This window comes from Streptosporangium sp. OZ121, assembly GCF_051918885.1.
Taxonomy (GTDB): Bacteria; Actinomycetota; Actinomycetes; order Streptosporangiales; family Streptosporangiaceae; genus Streptosporangium.
Map to the genome: position 1 here is coordinate 297025 of NZ_JBPXMC010000005.1, position 13037 is coordinate 310061.

Consider the following 13037-nt stretch of genomic DNA (forward strand, 5'->3'; position numbering starts at 1 on the left):
TCATGTCTATCCAGCCTGGCCAGATATGGCTTTCCTTGACCTAGAAGTCGCTTGCCCCGGCGTCCGCGGGTATCACTTGGACATGAGAACTCTGGACGTGGGTTGGGTGACCTGCGCCGCCTCCCCGGAGTGCGCCGGATCCGCGCGGCAGCCGTACGGCCGGTGCCTGGCCCATCTGGACGCCGCCGAGCTCGACGAGGTCGTCCGCGGGCTCTCCCCCGGCTCCGCCGTCGACCTGCGGGCCACCGTCGTCGGCAGGGATCTGCTGGAGCGGATCCTCGGCGCGACCCGGGGACGTCTGGGCCGGGCCAGGTTCGACTGGGCCACCTTTCCCGAGAGCGTTCGGTTCGGCGACATCGCCTTCGGCGGGGACGTCTCGTTCGACCACGCGCACTTCCGGCGCCTCGCCTCTTTCTTCGACGCCCGTTTCGCGCGCAACGTTTCCTTCCGGGAGGCCAGGTTCGACCGGGGGCTGTCCCTGCACGGTGTCGCCATCACCGGGCACGCGGCCTTCGACCGGGTCTCCATCGACGGTGACGCCCTGTTCGGGGGCGCGCTCTTCAACCGGACCGCGTCGTTTGAATGCGCTGATTTCCATGGTTTTGTCACTTTTGACGGCACCGGCTTCGCGGGCGACGCGACCCTGAGAGGGTGCAGGTTCCGCCGTACGGTGTCCTTCCGCAAGACGAGTTTCGGCGGGCTGGCCGGGTTCGACGGGGCGCGTTTCTCGGCGGGCGGCTACCTGGCCCCGATCTCGGTCGGCCGCCACCTCACCCTCGCCGGGGCGTGGGCGGGCAAGGGCCTCGACGTGACCACGGGCGGATGCTCGGTGGACCTGCGGCGCCTGGAGGTGGGCGGGCGGCTGAACGTCCGGCTCGACGACGCCGAGGCCGACCTGGAGGGGGCGACCCTGCACGGCCCCGCCATGGTGCGGGGCCGTGACGGCGCCCGGGTGACCTCGCTGCACGAGGTGGACGCCGAGGAGCTGGAGCTCGCCGACCTGGACCTCAGCACCTGCCTCTTCACCGGCATCCGCCACCCCGAGGGGCTCAGGATGAGCGGCTGCGCGCTCGCCGTCGTCCCGCGCGGTGCCCGGCTGGGGCTGCGCTGGTGGTCCCTGTGGCGCGCCCCCGACCACGGGTGAGACCTCCGCGCCGAACGGCGTGTCCCGAAGGGGTTCCGAGGCGGTTCCGAGGCGGTTCCGAGGCGGTTCCGAGGCGGTGGGACTAGGAGATCGCGCGGGTGCTCTCTCCCGGACCGATCCCGGCGAGGAAGGCCGTGACGTCGGCGGCGAACCGGCCGCTGCGGAACACCCCCAGGTGACCGAGGCCGGGATAGGTGATCAGGCGGCCGTCGCGGATCCCCTCGGCGGTCTCCCGGAAAAGCTCGACCGGGTAGTCGAGGTCCCTCTCACCGCCCAGGACCAGGGTGGGGGCGACGACGTCGGCCAGGCGTCCGCCCAGGTCGAACCCGTCCTCCGCGCGGGCGAAGGCGAGCATGTCACGGGGGTCGCCGGGACGTACCAGCGGGTCCAGCAGCCACAGCAGCACCCCGGCCAGAGCCCGCCCGGCGGGCGAGGCGGCGGCCGTGATCGCCTGGTGCTGCAGGCCGCGCCGCCCGGCGGCGACCGCCTCGGTGTAGCGGCGCTGCAGCCGCCTGACCTCCGGCGTGAGCCTGTGCGCCGCCCCGGCGACGACCAGCGCGCGCACCACGTCCGGATGGTCGGCCGCCAGCTGCAGCGCCACCGAACCCCCAGACGACAGGCCCAGCACGTCGACCGGCCCGTCGAACTCCGCGCGGAGCGCCTCGGCGTGCCGGGCGGCGATGTCGGCCATGGTGGTTCCCGAAGCCATGCCGGGAGCGCGGCCCACGGCGTACAGCCGGAAGTGGCGGGCCAGTGGGGCCAGCATCCGCAGTTCCACACCGCGCGCCAACCCGGCCGGGTTGGCGTGGGCGGGGGTGAACCAGCGCAGCACGACGAGCGGCGGGCCGTCGCCGAGGGCGTAGTACGGCAGGTCGTTGGCGAGCGTGCCCTCCCGCACCTTGAGGTCCCTGAATCTCACGACGAAGTCCTCCCTCCCGCCGGCGTCGCTGGATTCGAGCGTATGCGCAGGTGGGAACGGGTCGACTCGGGGTCTTCTCAGGGTCGTCCCCGATGCGCGGCTCCCGGCCGGGAGACCAGGATGGGAAACGCATACCCTGGACGGGAATCGGGCGACTGGAGAGTACATGGCAGGCACCGGGGTCATCGAGGACTACGTGACCGGGCTCAGCCGCACTCTCAGGGGTCCTCGGAGACCGAAGCTCGACCTGATCACCGAGGCGCGCGACAGCCTGCTCGACACCGCCGAGGCGCTGGAGGGCGACGGCCTGAGGCGCGACGAGGCCGAGCGGGCCGCGGTCGAGGAGTTCGGGCCGATCCGTGAGATCGCGCCCGGCTATCAGGAGGAACTGTCCAAATCGGCGGGCCGGAGGCTGGCCGTCCTGCTGTTCGTCGGCGTGCCGCTCACCGCGATCATGTGGAACGTGATCTGGAAGATCTTCCCCAGCGCCCCGACGGCGTACGAGCGCATGCCGGACTGGTTCATCCTGGTCGCCCGCGGCGTGGACGCGCTCCAGATGTTCATCGGCCTGGTCGGCGGGCTCGCGTTGCTCGCGCTGGGCCGGGGACTGCGCAGGATCAGGCGGCCCCGGCTCGTCACCCGGGCCCTGGGCCTGTTCGTCTGGGCCATGATGCCGGTCATGCTCGTGTCGTGCGGGGCGCTGATGTTCGGCTCGCAGGATTCCGCCGGGTTCGGCGACTTCCTCCCGGGGGCCGTCGCGTCGCTGTTGAGCTACGCGATCTGGTCCGTGCAGCTGTACTGCGCCTTCCGCTGCCTGAGCATCACCCGGCGCGAGCCCGCCCCCGTCAGCGCCTGAGCACTCTCGGCAGGCGCGAGCCCGTGCCCGGTTCCTTGCACCGCCTGCGCCCTCTCTGGCAGGCGTGGGCCCGTCCCCGCCCCTGGTCCACCGCCTGAGCGCTCCCACCTCACCCGGACCCGTCCCCGGCCCCGGCCCCGGTCGTCGCGTGGCCTCGGCGCCCGCCTCCTCGCGGCGGGGGCTCACCGCCCGGCCCGGTCGTCCGGTCTCCCGTCCGAGGTGTGCCGCAGGACGGCCGGAACGACGACGTCCCAGACCACCCGGGGCAGTTCGTGGCCCGTCCGCTCCAGCGGGAGCAGTTCGGCCCCTGGAATCTCCTCGGCCAGGGCAAGCGCGTTCCCGTACGGGAAGAACGGGTCCTCGGTGCCGTGGATCACGAGTGTCGCCGCGCCGATCTGCGGGAGTCGTTCCCTCCAGCGGTCCCCGTGATCGATGAAGGCGATGCTCGTCAGGCTGGCCCTGACGTTGACGGTGCGGTCGAAGACACGGCCCGCGAGGTCGCGCCTGGCCACCTCGTCGAAGGGGTGTGAGCCCGCGTAGCGGCGCCCGCCCTCCACGAGATACCGGATCACAGCCGCCCGATCGGCCCAGTCGGGCTCGGCCGCCGCCATGAAGCCGGCCATGAACTCGGGCGAGTGTTCCGGCAGGTCGGGGTCGCTGGGGCCCGGCGCGGTGGGGCGTGTCGAGATCAGGGTGAGTGACGCGACCCGGCCGGGATGATCGAGCGCCAGGAGCTGGCCGATCCAGCCGCCCACGGAGAAGGTCACCAGGTGGGCGCGGGCCAAGCCGAGGGCGTCGAGCAGGCCGGCGGCATCGGCGACCAAGTCCCGGAGCGTGTAGCCGGGGGCACCCGGCTGGTAGCCGGTCGACCTGCCGGTGTCGCGGATGTCGTAACGGATGACGAACCGGCCACCGGCCGCCAGTCGCTCGCAGAACGCGTCCTCCCAGGTGAGCATCGAGGCGCCCACGAGGAGGACCGCCGGATCGGCGGGGTCGCCGAAGGTCTCCGTGCACAGGTCCACGCCGTTGACCTGGACGATCTTCTCGTTGCCCGTCGCGCCTGGCGGCCGGGACACCTGCGGAACGTTCATCATGCCGTCCTTCGGTTTTCGTCGTCGGATCTCCCTCCCCTCGCCCGTCGTCACGGGCAGCCGGGGAAGGTGGTTTCGTCCTACCGACGAACGAGCGGGCCGCGGACGGACACCGTCCCGGCATCATCCCGCCGGCACCACACACGCACACCGTCCCGGCACCATCCCGCCGCCCTCGGCCGGCGACTCGGGGGAGGTGTCAGCGGGTGGTGCGCGGTTCCAGGACGCTGCCGATGGCTCCGGCGAACTCCCGCCAGGCGGAGCGCTCACCGGCGAGGGCCGTGCGCCCCGAGGAGGTCAGCCGGTAGGTGCGCCGCCTGCGCCCGCTCACCGTGGCCCACTCGCTGGCCAGGTATCCCGCCTGCTCCAGCCGTCGCAGCGCCGGGTAGACGGTGCCCGTCGGCACGTTCAGCGCGCCCCCGCTGCGCGCCTGGAGCGCCTCGATGATCGCGTAGCCGTGCAGCGGCTCGTGCTCCAGCACGGAGAGCAGCAGGGCGTCCATGTGACCGCGGAGCGCGTCGGGGTTCACCCGGTCACCTCCGCCCGCCGGACGGATCCCGTGTCACCGCACCCGGCGGTTAGTTCGCTTCGCTCGCTCACGTCGTCAGCCTACCTCTCGTATAGACATACTACATGTAGGCGTTCTACATGTAGTATGTCTATAGGTAGACAAACATAACTATGGAGGTGAGACCGTGGACGTGCTCGACCTGGCCCGGACACAGTTCGCCGTGACAGGGAGCCTCCACTTCCTGTTCGTCGTGCTGACCCTGGGCCTGGCCCCCCTGATCGCGATCATGCACACCCGCTACGCCGTCACCGGCAAACCGGTCCACGAGCGGGCGACCCGCTTCTGGGGCCAGATCTACGTGATCAACTACGCGCTCGGGATTCTCACCGGGCTGGTGATGGAGTTCCAGTTCGGCATGAACTGGAGCGGCCTCTCGCACTACGCCGGGGACATCTTCGGCGCGCCGCTCGCGATCGAGACGCTCGGCGCGTTCTTCCTGGAGTCCACCTTCCTGGGCCTGTGGATCTTCGGCTGGCACCGGCTGCCGAAATGGCTCCACGTGGCGTGCATCTGGGTGGTGACGCTGACCGCCTACCTCTCCGCCTTCTGGATCATGGTGGCCAACTCGTTCCTGCAGAACCCGGCCGGAGCCGTGGAGCGCGACGGCCACCTGGTCCTGACCGACCTCGGCGCGCTGCTCACCAACCCGACGCTGACCATGGCGCTGCCTCACGTGCTCGGCGCGGGCCTGTGGACCGGCGGTTTCGTGGTGATGGGGGCCAGCGCGTACCAGCTGTTCCGGCGCACCGCCGAGCGGGAGTTCTTCACGAGCTCGCTCCGCACGGGAGTGATCACCTCGCTGGTCGGCTCGCTGCTCACGGTCGGCTTCGGCTACGCCCAGTTCGGCGCGATCGGCGCGGTCCAGCCGGGCAAGTTCGACGACGGGGGCCTGGCCGGGCTGGGGCTCGGTTTCATGATCATGATCGGCCAGCTGCTCCAGTTTCTCATCATGTTCGTGCTGGCGCCGACCGTGTACTGGCTGCCGCGCTGGCGCTGGACGCACCCCGTGCTGATGGCGATCACCCCGCTGCCGTTCGTGGCGGCGATCCTCGGCTGGCTGGCCAGGGAGTCCGGCAGGCAGCCCTGGCTGATCAACGGGAAGCTGACCGTCGCCGACGCCATGTCCCCCGGCCTCACCTCCGGGATGGTCACCGTCTCGCTCATCGCCTTCGGCGGCGTGCTCGCCCTGCTCGCGGTGATCGACTACGTACTGATCGCCCGTACCGTGCGGCGCGGGCCCGCCGCCGTCACCCTCGGCGCCGACGCGCCGGCCGACCCCACCGAGCGCGCGCACGCGCTCAGCCACTAGGGAGAGACCGTGGACATCCTCTGGCTCGGCGTGTTCGCCCTCCTGCTGATCGGCTACTTCGCCCTGGAGGGCTTCGACATCGGCGTGGGCATGCTCCTGCCCGTCCTCGGCAGGACACGGAAGGACCGGGACGAGATCGTCGCCGCCATGGCGCCGTTCATCCTGGCCAACGAGGTCTGGCTGGTGGCCGTGGCGGGCGTGCTGTTCGGCGTCTTCCCCTCGATCGAGGGGGACGTGCTGTTCGGCCTCTACCCGCTCGTGGTCTCCCTGCTGGTGTCGTGGATCGTCCGCGACGCCGGGCTCTGGTTCCGCCGCCGCGCCGACGGGAGCGCGTGGCGGTCGACCTGGGACTGGGCGATCGTCGTCGGCTCGTACGGCCTGGCGCTGAGCTGGGGCATGGCCCTGGTCGCGGTGGCCGGCCTGACCGGGCCCGCGATCGGCCTGACGGGACTGGCCGGCGGGCTGGTGGTGGCCGCGCTGCTCGCCTTCCACGGCCGGACGTTCCTCTCGTGGCGGCTGCCCGGGCGGGTGACCGGCGCGCGCCGCACCGGCCGGGCGCTCCTGCTCTCCGCGTGCGCCGCCGCCGCGCCCGTCGCGGTGCTGCTCGCCGTGCTCGCCCCCTGGCTGCTCGACCGTACGGCGCCCGCCGGGACGCTAAGTGTGCTCAGTGTCATGATTCTTCCCTTCGCACCGGTCATGGTGGGTGCGCAAGTATGGGTATGGCGGACGTTCGGTCCCGGACGCGCCGCCTCCGATCGGGTTCCCTCGTTCTTCTGAGCTCTCTAGGGTTGGCATGCACAAGGATCTTGTACGGCTGGCACTGGGCGAGCGGGCCGTCCGCCGCCACCTGGCCGTGTGCCTGGCCGCCGCCGTCCTGACCGGGCTGCTCGTCCTCGTCCAGGCGGAGCTGCTCGCCGGGGTGCTGTCCGGGCGGTTCGCGGCCCCGGCCCTGATCCTGCTGGCGCTGGTCGTCGGCGTCCGGGCGCTCCTCACCCTGGGGCAGGGGATCGCCGCCGGACGCATGACCACCGGGGTGAAGTCCGCCCTGCGGCATCGCCTGCTGGCGCGGGTGCGCGACCTGGGGCCCGTCAGGCCGGCCTCCCAGCGCTCGGGCGAGCTGGTGACGCTGACCGGCCGGGGTCTGGACGCCCTCGACCCCTACCTGACGGGCTACCTGCCCGCGGTGGCGGTCGCGGGCGTCGTGCCGATCGCGGTGCTCGTCCGGCTGTTCACCGCCGACCTGGCCAGCGCGGTGATCGTGCTGGTCACGCTGCCGCTCATCCCGATCTTCGGGGCGCTGGTCGGCATGCACACCAAGGCCGTGACGGAACGTCAGTGGAGAGCCCTTTCCCGCCTCGGCGGGCACTTCCTGGACGTGGTCAGGGGCCTTCCCACGCTGCGCGCCTTCGGCAGGGCCCGCTACCAGGCCGAGGTGATCCGGCGGGTAGCCGACGCCCACCGGGCGGCGACGATGCGCACGCTGCGGGTGGCGTTCCTGTCCTCGCTGGTGCTGGAGCTGGCCGCGTCGCTCTCGCTGGCCCTGGTGGCCGTCCCGGTGGGCCTGCGGCTGCTGTCCGGCTCCCTGGACCTGTCGGCCGCGCTGCTGGTCCTGCTCCTGGCGCCGGAGGCGTACCTGCCGCTGCGCAACATGGGCGGCAGGTTCCACGCGGCGATGGAGGGCGTCGCCGCCGCCGACGAGGCGTTCGGCGTACTCGACGGCCAGGCGGAGCCGACAAAGGCGGAGGCGAGGGCGGGGGCACCGCTTTCGCGCGAGGAGCACGCGGGCCCCCGTACGGCGACGGCAGGCACGCCGGGGCAGGAGAAGGGACCGAGCCCGGGAGGGGCACCGGAGATCCGGCTGGAGCACGTCACGGTGCGTTACCCGGACCGTGAGGAGGCCGCGCTGGAGGACGTGTCGCTGGTGATCGCGCCCGGTGAGCGGGTGGCGCTGGTCGGCGAGAGCGGGGCGGGCAAGAGCACCCTGCTCCACCTGCTGCTCGGCTTCGTCACTCCCTCGGAGGGCAGGGTCCTGGTCGACGGCGCCGAGATCGGCGACCACGACTCCTGGCGCGCGCGGCTGGCGTTCGTACCGCAGCGACCGCATCTCTTCGCCACCTCGGTGGCCGACAACATCGGGCTCGGCGCCCCCGGCGCGACGATCGGCGAGATCAGGGCCGCGGCGCGGGCCGCGCAGGCCGACGAGTTCGTCACGGCGCTGCCCGAGGGCTACGACACCGTGCTCGGCGAGCGGGGGACCAACCTGTCCGCCGGGCAGCGGCAGCGGGTCGCGCTGGCTCGCGCGTTCTGCCGTCCGGACGCCGGGCTGCTCCTGCTGGACGAGCCGACCGCGCGGCTCGACGGCCGCAGCGAGGGCGCGATCGTGAGCGCGACCCGGGACCTCGCCGAGGGCCGTACCGCCGTGATCGTCGCCCACCGGCCCGCGATGATCGACCTGGCCGACCGGGTGATCCGGATCGCCGACGGCCGGGTGGTGGCCGAGAACACAGGGGACACAGGGGCCGCAAGGGACACCGGGGCCGCAGAGGACAGAGCACCGGCGGGGACCCGAGAGGAGATCACCTCGTGACCGACGTCAGCGGGATCCCGGCAGCGGGCCGGACAGCCGAGCGACCGGCGAGCGAGGCGGACGGACGACCGGCGGATCGCACGGATGAGCGACCGGCGGGCCGGACCGGAGGGCGGCTGGTCCTCGCCGCGGCGGGGGCGGCGGCGGCCGAGCTGGCCGGGCTCGGGCTGATCGGGTCCGCCGCGTGGCTCATCACCAGGGCCGCGGAGCAGCCGCCGCTGGCGGCGCTGAGCGTGGCGATCGTCGGGGTGAGGGCGTTCGCGACGACCAAGGGCGTCTTCCGCTACGGGGAGCGCCTGGCCGGTCACGACGTGGCGCTGCGGGCCCAGGCGACGACCAGGGAACGGCTCTACCAGGCCCTCATTCCCACGGGATCGTCGAACAAGCGCGGAGCCGACCTGCTCAGCCGCATGGTCGACGACACCGACGCCGTACAGGACCTGCTGGTGCGCTGCCTGCTCCCGGCGGTCGCGGCGCTGGTCACCGGGGTGGCCGCGGTGGTGATCGGGCTGTTCCTGCTTCCGGCGGCGGCGCTGGCGCTCCTGGCCGGGCTGCTGGTGGCCGGGGTGCTGATCCCTGCGGGCACGGCCGCCGCCGCGCGGCGCTGGTCGGCGCGGATCGCGCCCGCGCGGGCGGACCTGGCGGCCCGGGTCGCCGACCTCGTGCACGGCGCGGCCGACCTGGCCGCCTACGGGGCGGACGAGCGGGCACTGGCCGCCGCCGCCGAGGCCGACGCCCGGCTGGCGGCGCTGGAGCACAGGCAGGCGCGGGCGAACGCGGTGGCCTCGGCTTTGGGCCTGCTCACCCAGGGACTCACCGTGGCGGCCGTCGTGCTGCTGGCGATGAACTCCGGGGCGGGGGCCGTGGCCACCGCGGTGCTCGCGCTGGTCTCGCTGGTGTCCTTCGAGCCGGTGCTGCCGATGGCCGCGGCCGGGGAGCGGCTGACCGGGGTGCTCGCCGCCCTGCGCCGCCTGCGGGAGGTGGGCGCGACCCCGCCGGCGGTGGCCGAGCCGGCCGTTCCCGTCGCGGTCCCCGCCGGGCCGCCCACCGTCGAGATCGAGGACCTGGTGGTACGGCACGGCGCCGGGCTTCCCCCGGCACTGGACGGCGTGAGCCTGACGCTCACCCCCGGCAGGCGCGTCGCCCTGGTCGGACCCAGCGGCGCGGGCAAGAGCACCCTGCTGTCGGCCCTGATGCGCCTCGTCGAGCCCGAGTCGGGGACGATCCGGGTCAGCGGGGTGGACGTCCGGGAGCTGGCGGCCGACGACACCCGGCGGGTGATGACCGGGCTGACGCAGGATCCGTACGTGTTCCAGACGTCGCTACGCGACAACCTGCGGCTCGCGGGCCCGGAGGCCGGCGACGAGGAGCTGGCCGAGGCGGTGCGGCGGGCGCGCCTGGACCGGTGGGTGGAGCGCACCGGCTGGGACGCGGTGCTCGGGGAGGACGGGCGCACGGTGTCCGGGGGCCAGTTGCAGCGGCTGGCGCTGGCGCGGGCGCTGCTGCACGACCCGCCGGTGCTGCTGCTGGACGAGCCCGCCGAGGCCCTGGACGAGACGACGGCGGACGCGCTCATGGCCGACCTCCTGGACGCCACCCACGGCCACACGACGCTGCTCGTCACCCACCGCCTGCGCGGGCTTGAGCCGATGGACGAGATCGTCGTACTGGAAAACGGCTCGGTGACGCAGCGGGGCACCCACGAGGAACTGGTGTCCTCCCCCGGCTACTACCGCGACCTGTGGCGCTCTGAGGCCCTGACCGCGGGCCGGTGAGCGCTTCCGGAGTACTCCCCGGCCGCGTCAAGGGAGCCGGAGACACCTCACGTAGTTCCGCGAGTACGACATGAGTCGAGGCTGGGATCTCCGGGAGACCGCCTGACGTGGAGAATCGGCGCCGACCGAGCAGGTGGCGTCTGTCGCTGCGTGTGATCTTGCATTGCCCTACGCTGGGTCTGGACAGACTAGACAGGAGATCCTCATGGGCGGATGGCAGGTTCAGGAGGCGAAGCAGCGCTTCAGTGAGGTCGTCCGGCGGGCGATGAGCGAGGGTCCCCAGGTGGTCACCCGGCACGGAGAGGAGGTGGCCGTGGTCATCGACATCACCGAGTATCGCCGTCTCAAAGGAGAGGACCCCGACTTCGGGCGATTCCTTCTCGCCGCCCCCGACTGGGACGATGACATCGAGTTTCCCCGGAACCGGGACTTACCTCGAGAGGTGGGTTTCGACTGATGGGCATCGGCTATCTGCTCGACACGAATGTGGTCTCCGAAGTGCGCAAGCGAAACGGGAGCCCGTACGTCAAGGACTGGATAGGCGGGGCTCACGGACCCACGCTCTACCTCAGCAGCCTGACGGTCGGTGAGATCCGCTGCGGAGTCGAGCGTCGCCGGCACAGCGACCCCGCGCAGGCGACGATCCTGGAGCGCTGGCTCCACGGACTGCACCGACAGTTCAGCGACCGCATCGTTCCCGTCACCTCCGAAGTCGCGGAGGAGTGGGGGCGACTGAACGCCATCCGCCCGCTCCCCACGGCGGACGGCTTGATCGCCGCGACGGCCAGGGTGAACGGATGGACCCTGGTCAGCAGGAACGTCAAGGATTTCGAGGGGACGGGCGTGTCCGTGGTCAACCCCTTCGAGCCGCCGCACTGACGAGAGAACGCGGTGGCCCGGCAAGCGATCACGTCCTGGTGTGGCGGTGTTCGGCACCGGACGGGAAGCGCCCGGGGCCGCCTGCCTCGCACGGAATGCCGTAACACCCGAAGGGCTCGCGAGGCGAATTCGGACGGCGACACCATGGCGGAAGCCGGTCACCGTCTCGGAAGGAGAACGTCTTAGATCGTGTCCGCCTTCACTGAGGTGATGAAGTCGGCCCATGCCTCGGGGGTGAACGCCAGGGTGGGGCCGTCGGGGTTCTTGCTGTCGCGGACGGCCACGATGCCGGGGAGGTTGGTGGCCGCCTCGACGCCGTCGCCGCCGTTGCCGCCGCTGCGGCTGCTCTTGAACCACCGGGCGTCCGTCAGGTCCATGATCCCATCGCTTTCTCCATCAAGGCCACCGAGGCGGACTGCGGCAGGGCGCAGGCCCGTAGCGCGTCAAGCTGGGTCAACAGAGTCTCGATCTCGGTGGGACCGTTGACGATCTGACCTTCGGCTGCGGTTTCCAAATAAGCTATATCGGGCGATCCTCTGAAGCTCGCGATCACGAAAGCCCCAGTTAGACCGGCATGCGCGCCCACCTCCAGCGGGATGACCTGGATGGTGATCCGGGGCCGCTTGACCAGTTCGAGAAGCTGCTCCAGCTGCTTGCGCACGACCTGCGGGCCACCAACGGGGCGGGTCAGCACGGCCTCATCGAGGGTGGCCCAGAACATGGGCGGGTCCGGCTTGGTGAGGATGCGTTGCCGTTCCATGCGCGCGGCGACCAGTTCCTCTACCTGCTCGTCGGTGTCGCCTGGTCGTCCCGCGCGCAGGACCGCCCGCGCGTAGTCCTCGGTCTGGAGCAGTCCCGGCACGAGGACGGGCTGGAAGCTTCGCAGGGTCCGGGCCTCTCGTTCCAACTCGACGAACGGCCGAAACCACACGGGTAGACGTCTCTGCCGATCAAGGGCCACAGACGGACGAGAGCACCACCGGCTTCCAGCGCCTCGTCACACTTCGCCGCGAACTCTCTCGTCGGGGCGCGCTTGGCCGTCTCGACGAGACCGACGAGGGAGGTGGAGTAGGAGGTCCTGTGCGCCAGTTCCTTCTGGCTCCATTGTTCTTGCTCGCGGTATTTGCGCAGTTCAGAACCCCAGTAAGCAAGGACGCTGGCGTTCGCGTCCAGTTCGCTCGGTGAGGGCATCTCCGCTCCCGTCCTTCATGGCTCTACACGGATCGTTGTGGGTCCTACATGAGACGCAACCGAATGTGCGGATTGAGCGTTGGAGGCGCATACCTACCGAACGTAGTCGCCTGGCGACAGGCTTGGAAGGGGAATCCGAGCACGCACGTCAACCGCGCCGAGAGGAGACGGACAACGATGATCGCTCCCGCTCTGCTGACCGGAACGCCTGCCGTACATGCCGCTGACCAGCTGAGTAACGCGCTGGAACAGCATGGGATAGCCGTGGACGTCCATGACGGCTACGACGTCGCCCTGGTGTCGGTCTGGGTCGATCTTCTGGCCTGGATCGACGGCTTCGTCTACCGCTGGTGGACGGGACAGTTCTCGGGGCGGAGCCGCCGACGGCTCTACACGGCCTACACCGTGGACAACCCGGCCGCCGCCCGCTGCGTCGCCCGTCGGTACGAGGAACTACAGCAGGGCCACCCGGTGTCGCCGCCGCTGCGTGGAGACCCGTTGCGATGCTGATTGAGGACTGTCTGAGTCCACACGTGGCCATGGCGCACCGCGATCACACGCGGCTGCGGTGGCGGCCTTCGGATCGGATCGCTGATCGCGTAAGGCCGGTGAGCTGGACCTGTGTATGCCGCGCCACGGTCTGCGAACTGTGCCAGGGCGGCGGGCAGACGTTCATCCGGCGAACCGTTCAACTCGACCGCGAGCACGAGATCCA

General features: G+C 71.4%; 14 protein-coding genes and 1 pseudogene. 9 read left to right on the forward strand and 6 right to left on the reverse strand.

Annotated elements, in window-relative coordinates; all coding sequences use genetic code 11:
* Window positions 1-82 precede the first annotated feature (82 nt).
* The gene (locus ACTOQ1_RS13435) at window positions 83-1144 is read left to right on the forward strand and encodes a pentapeptide repeat-containing protein (protein ID WP_440067025.1); all 1062 of its coding nucleotides are present in this window, start codon (window positions 83-85) and stop codon (window positions 1142-1144) included.
* 82 nt (window positions 1145-1226) lie between these two features.
* Here the strand turns inward: ACTOQ1_RS13435 and ACTOQ1_RS13440 are convergent, their stop codons facing one another.
* A complete protein-coding gene (locus ACTOQ1_RS13440) occupies window positions 1227-2063 on the reverse strand; it encodes an alpha/beta fold hydrolase (RefSeq protein ID WP_440067027.1) in 837 nt (278 codons plus the stop codon).
* 166 nt (window positions 2064-2229) lie between these two features.
* Between ACTOQ1_RS13440 and ACTOQ1_RS13445 the strand changes: the two genes are divergently transcribed.
* Window positions 2230-2919 carry a permease prefix domain 1-containing protein gene (locus ACTOQ1_RS13445; protein ID WP_440067029.1) on the forward strand — a complete coding sequence of 230 codons (690 nt, stop codon included), beginning with the start codon at window positions 2230-2232 and terminating at the stop codon, window positions 2917-2919.
* A gap of 182 nt (window positions 2920-3101) precedes the next feature.
* Here ACTOQ1_RS13445 and ACTOQ1_RS13450 read toward each other — a convergent pair whose 3' ends face one another.
* Both ACTOQ1_RS13450 and ACTOQ1_RS13455 read right to left on the reverse strand, forming a co-directional pair.
* Window positions 3102-4010 (reverse strand): alpha/beta fold hydrolase, encoded by a 909-nt coding sequence (locus ACTOQ1_RS13450; protein ID WP_440067031.1) that lies wholly within the window; start codon window positions 4008-4010, stop codon window positions 3102-3104.
* A gap of 199 nt (window positions 4011-4209) precedes the next feature.
* Window positions 4210-4539, reverse strand: coding sequence for a PadR family transcriptional regulator (locus ACTOQ1_RS13455; RefSeq protein WP_440067033.1), 330 nt, complete (start codon window positions 4537-4539; stop codon window positions 4210-4212).
* A gap of 166 nt (window positions 4540-4705) precedes the next feature.
* Here ACTOQ1_RS13455 and ACTOQ1_RS13460 point away from each other — a divergent pair, with 166 nt between their 5' ends.
* From ACTOQ1_RS13460 to ACTOQ1_RS13485, 6 genes are all read left to right on the forward strand, one after another.
* On the forward strand, window positions 4706-5890 hold the full coding sequence (locus tag ACTOQ1_RS13460; protein WP_440067035.1) for a cytochrome ubiquinol oxidase subunit I: 1185 nt from the start codon (window positions 4706-4708) through the stop codon (window positions 5888-5890).
* A gap of 9 nt (window positions 5891-5899) precedes the next feature.
* Complete coding sequence (locus ACTOQ1_RS13465) at window positions 5900-6667, forward strand: cytochrome d ubiquinol oxidase subunit II (protein ID WP_440067036.1); 768 nt, start codon at window positions 5900-5902, stop codon at window positions 6665-6667.
* 16 nt (window positions 6668-6683) lie between these two features.
* Window positions 6684-8477: a thiol reductant ABC exporter subunit CydD gene (cydD, locus tag ACTOQ1_RS13470; protein WP_440067038.1), complete on the forward strand. Its 1794-nt coding sequence runs from the start codon at window positions 6684-6686 to the stop codon at window positions 8475-8477.
* A complete protein-coding gene (gene cydC, locus ACTOQ1_RS13475; protein WP_440067040.1) occupies window positions 8474-10252 on the forward strand; it encodes a thiol reductant ABC exporter subunit CydC in 1779 nt (592 codons plus the stop codon). Before cydD ends, cydC begins: the two co-directional genes overlap by 4 nt.
* Window positions 10253-10457: 205 nt before the next feature.
* Window positions 10458-10709 carry a type II toxin-antitoxin system Phd/YefM family antitoxin gene (locus ACTOQ1_RS13480; RefSeq protein WP_440067042.1) on the forward strand — a complete coding sequence of 84 codons (252 nt, stop codon included), beginning with the start codon at window positions 10458-10460 and terminating at the stop codon, window positions 10707-10709.
* On the forward strand, window positions 10709-11131 hold the full coding sequence (locus ACTOQ1_RS13485; RefSeq protein ID WP_440067044.1) for a type II toxin-antitoxin system VapC family toxin: 423 nt from the start codon (window positions 10709-10711) through the stop codon (window positions 11129-11131). Before ACTOQ1_RS13480 ends, ACTOQ1_RS13485 begins: the two co-directional genes overlap by 1 nt.
* Window positions 11132-11313: 182 nt before the next feature.
* Here ACTOQ1_RS13485 and ACTOQ1_RS13490 read toward each other — a convergent pair whose 3' ends face one another.
* From ACTOQ1_RS13490 to ACTOQ1_RS13500, 3 genes and pseudogenes are all read right to left on the reverse strand, one after another.
* Window positions 11314-11508, reverse strand: coding sequence for a DUF397 domain-containing protein (locus tag ACTOQ1_RS13490; RefSeq protein ID WP_440067046.1), 195 nt, complete (start codon window positions 11506-11508; stop codon window positions 11314-11316).
* Window positions 11499-12092 carry a DUF5753 domain-containing protein gene (locus ACTOQ1_RS13495; RefSeq protein ID WP_440067048.1) on the reverse strand — a complete coding sequence of 198 codons (594 nt, stop codon included), beginning with the start codon at window positions 12090-12092 and terminating at the stop codon, window positions 11499-11501. The genes ACTOQ1_RS13490 and ACTOQ1_RS13495 overlap by 10 nt, the downstream gene beginning before the upstream one ends.
* Window positions 12093-12100: 8 nt before the next feature.
* Window positions 12101-12322: pseudogene (locus ACTOQ1_RS13500) on the reverse strand (helix-turn-helix domain-containing protein); the annotation flags it as partial.
* Window positions 12323-12499: 177 nt separating this feature from the next.
* On the opposite strand from ACTOQ1_RS13500, the gene ACTOQ1_RS13505 reads away from it, so the two are divergent.
* On the forward strand, window positions 12500-12832 hold the full coding sequence (locus ACTOQ1_RS13505) for a hypothetical protein (RefSeq protein WP_440067050.1): 333 nt from the start codon (window positions 12500-12502) through the stop codon (window positions 12830-12832).
* The last annotated feature ends 205 nt before the right edge of the window (window positions 12833-13037 follow it).